The following is a 3,844-nucleotide window of genomic DNA, read 5'->3' as shown; positions in this document are numbered from 1 at the left end:
ACTCTTTTAAATATTCTTCACAAAATGTGAGAATTATTGTTCCTCTTTTCTTTAAACTTCTGTTATATTCTTTCCAGTTGCAAACTTTTTGTAGCTTTGACATACACACTTGTGGTTAAGTTTTTTGTCGATTTACTACTTTTCTTAGTTCGCAGCTACTTTTTTTATATCTACGCAACAAGGCCAGCCTACGGCTGCTCGCAATGACGACTCGTTATTCATGCAAGCAACGACACCAATTTTCAAATTAAATGAGTATACATGCAACCATATAAAGCACATATTTTAATCGTAGATGATGATAGCAGAATATTAGCACTTTTAAAGCAGTTTTTAAATAAAAATGAGTTTTTAGTATCAACGGCAAGCTCAGTCATAGAAGCTAAAAATCTATTAAAAACTTCTAATTATGATTTAATTATTTTAGATGTTATGTTACCTGAAATAACAGGGCTTGATTTTGCTACTACTATAAGGGATGCCGGTAATAATATTCCTATAGTTATGCTTACTGCTTTATCGGAAGTCGATGACCGTGTTAAAGGACTTGAAGCCGGTGCCTCTGATTATATAACTAAACCTTTTGAACCACGAGAATTATTACTTCGGATAAATAATTTAATTAATAATTATAATAACTTTAAAAAAGAAATGAATATAATTAAATTCGGCAATAATTTCTATAATTTTGATACAAAGGAATTCACTAAGAACGATCAAATCATATCTCTTAGCTCTACCGAACAAAAATTACTTGAGATATTAATAAAAAATTCCGGTAAATCTACTAGTCGTTTTGAACTTTCAAAAATTATGGGTGGGCTTAGTATGCGTTCTATCGACGTACAAATTACAAGAATAAGAAGTAAACTAGAAGATAATCCAAAAGAGCCGAAATATTTAAAAACCGTGCGTAATGAGGGCTATGCACTTTATATCTAAATTATTACCGAGAACATTATTTGTACGATTTATGTTCATAATAATCATTCCGATTTTAATAGGACAAATTGTTGCTATATTTTTGTTTTACGATCGTCATTGGTATAATGTTTCATACTATACTAGTACTATTATTATTAATGAAATAGAATCACTGATTAAAGAACATAAAAATAATTCAAGAGAGATAACCCATTTATCGGAAAATTATCTTAATTTATCTTATCAATTTCAGCTTAATAAAAAGTTATCTATAAGACAACCTAAATTAAGTGAGCCTCTAACTATATTTAAAAATATTTTAGCTACAAAAATCCATGAAAAAAATATAGTTAAACTAAATAAAGAAAATAAAATCGAAGTATTTTTAGAATTAAAAGATGGAATATTATATATTACTTTTCCTGCAAAATTACTACTTAATCCTACAGTATATATATTTGTTTTATGGATTATATCTTTAACTGTTATATTACTTTCTATTTCTATTATTTTCTCCAAAAATCAAATTAAATCAATAATCACTCTTGCGGATAGCATGGATAAATTTGGTCGAGGTGTTTTAAAAGACAAAAATTTCAAACCTTCAGGAGCTTTAGAAATAAGAAAAGCAGGGCTTGCTTTTTTAAAAATGAAAGCCCGTATTGAAAAACAAATTACTAAAAGAACCACTATGCTTGCTATGATTTCGCATGACCTTAGAACTCCTTTAACAAGAATGAAGCTACAACTTGAATTGATGGAAGAAAGTGAAGAAATTACAGGATTAAAACAAGATATATTAACTATGCAGCAAATGATAAGTGCTTATTTAGATTTTGCTAAAGGTGAAAGTACAGAAGAATTTGAAGAAATTTTATTATTACCTTGGATAGAACATTTTTTAAATAAATGGTCACATGTAGATATTGAATTTATAAAACTTAATAATATAGTTAATTCAAAAGTACGAATTAAACCGAATTCTTTTGAAAGAGCTTTGTCTAATTTAATCGGTAACGCTATAAAATATGGAAATAAAATTAAAATATCTTTGACAGATAATTCATCTACGGTAGCTATAATTATTGAGGATAACGGTCCCGGTATAGATGATACGGAAAAACACCTTGTATTTAAACCGTTTTATAGATCGGATAAAGCAAGACAGCTTGATAATGCAAGCAATGTAGGACTTGGGCTTGCTATTACTCAAGAAATAATAAACGATCATAAAAGCTCTATTTATTTAGAAGATAGCAAGGATTTAGGCGGGTTATCGGTAAGAATCGAAATACCTAGAATATGACGCCGATGTCATTGCGAGGAGAGGCAAAGCCTAGGGCGTAGCAATCTCATAAAGTAGGACTCCTGAGATTGCCGCGCTCCTTGCAGTCGCTCGCAATGACAGGAAAATCTATTCATGCAGCAAAATTTAAAATATAAAATAATGACTAACATAAAACATTTAGCAATAATAATGGATGGTAATGCTCGTTGGGCAGATCGGCATAACTTAACAAAATCTGAAGGACATAAGCTAGGCGCCGATAAAATTCGTGAATTACTGCCTGAGTTTATTAATCTTAATATACCTTATATAACTTTATATACTTTCTCTTCCGAAAATTGGCAACGTTCAAGCACGGAGGTAGATTTCTTAATAAAATTATTAAGTATTTATTTAAAAAATGAATTAAACAGTTTACATAAAAACGGCGTTAAAATAAAAGTAATAGGTAGGCTTAATTTATTAAGTAGCTCATTGCAAAAACAAATAAATAATGCTATAGAATTAACAAAAAATAATAATAAAATAACGCTTTGTATAGCTTTTAGTTATGGAAGTCGTCAAGAAATAGTTGATGCCTGCACAAAAATTATTGCAAGCGGTAAAAAAGAAATAAGTGAAAGCGATATAGGACGCGCTTTATATGATCCTGAAATGCCGGATGTAGATTTATTAATAAGACCGGGTGGGGTTTATCGCATCAGTAATTTCTTGCTTTGGCAAGCAGCTTATGCTGAATTATATTTCTCACCCAAATATTGGCCCGATTTTAATAAAGATGATATAATAGAAGCTATAAATGATTACTCAAAAAGGAACAGAACATTTGGCAAAAGATAAACAAAATATATATTTAAGAATCCTGTCCGGTATAGTTTTAGTGCCGTTATTTGTTATAGCTATATTATGGTTTAAGCCTTTATTCTATATTCTAATGATATTAGTGGGTATGGGAATGTTAAGTGAATGGTATAATATGACCTATTCTTCTATTCCTTATCTATTAATCGGGCTAATGATTATTCCGATTCCTATAAGCCTATTAATATTTTTAAGTATGGAAGATACCAATAGATGGCTTATTATGCTTTATTTTTGCATAATTTGGTCGGTAGATAGTTTTGCAATGATTGGCGGCAAAACTTTTAAAGGAGCAACACTTGCTCCAAAAATCAGTCCTAAAAAAACTTGGAGCGGTTTAGTTACCGGAGTATTATCAGCAGGTTTGGTTGCGGTATTAGCTAGTTTTATACCAAACTTTCATATTGAAAATTACTATTTTTCAAATAAAGTTTATTTGTGTATAATTAGTTGTATATTAGCATTAATAGCTCAATCAAGTGATTTATTTATTTCATATTTTAAGCGAAAATTTAATATTAAAGATAGCGGTCATATAATACCTGGTCATGGAGGAGTATTAGACAGATTTGATAGTATTATTTTAACCGCTCCAGTATTATTTTTTATAAGTATACTCTAATCGTAATGAGCTAAGAGTCGTAGGTTGCTTGGCAATCTCGTCAAATATCCTGAGATTGCTTCGTCACTACGTTCCTCGCAATGACGGAAAATTTGGTCCATTATAACTTATGAGGTAACCCCCCCCAAAAAACAATCGACAAAAGGAGT

General features: G+C 30.1%; 4 protein-coding genes. All 4 read left to right on the top strand.

What is annotated here, in order from left to right; translation table 11 throughout:
* The first annotated feature begins 261 nt into the window (after positions 1-261).
* The 4 genes from KYQ89_RS00790 (at position 262) to KYQ89_RS00775 (ending at position 3,695) form a co-directional block, all read left to right on the top strand.
* On the top strand, positions 262-942 hold the full coding sequence (locus KYQ89_RS00790; RefSeq protein ID WP_218459925.1) for a response regulator transcription factor: 681 nt from the start codon (positions 262-264) through the stop codon (positions 940-942).
* Entirely contained in the window at positions 926-2,230 is a 1,305-nt protein-coding gene (locus KYQ89_RS00785) for an ATP-binding protein (RefSeq protein WP_218459923.1), read from the top strand. Before KYQ89_RS00790 ends, KYQ89_RS00785 begins: the two co-directional genes overlap by 17 nt.
* Positions 2,231-2,344: 114 nt before the next feature.
* Complete coding sequence (gene uppS / locus KYQ89_RS00780) at positions 2,345-3,052, top strand: polyprenyl diphosphate synthase (protein ID WP_218459921.1); 708 nt, start codon at positions 2,345-2,347, stop codon at positions 3,050-3,052.
* A complete protein-coding gene (locus KYQ89_RS00775; protein WP_218459920.1) occupies positions 3,012-3,695 on the top strand; it encodes a phosphatidate cytidylyltransferase in 684 nt (227 codons plus the stop codon). Before uppS ends, KYQ89_RS00775 begins: the two co-directional genes overlap by 41 nt.
* Positions 3,696-3,844 lie beyond the last annotated feature (149 nt).

Origin of the sequence: Rickettsia sp. TH2014 (assembly GCF_019249195.1) — a bacterium.
Taxonomy (GTDB): Bacteria; Pseudomonadota; Alphaproteobacteria; order Rickettsiales; family Rickettsiaceae; genus Rickettsia; species Rickettsia felis.
Note: the sequence above shows the minus strand (reverse complement) of the source record. Positions and strands in the feature narration are given on the sequence as shown.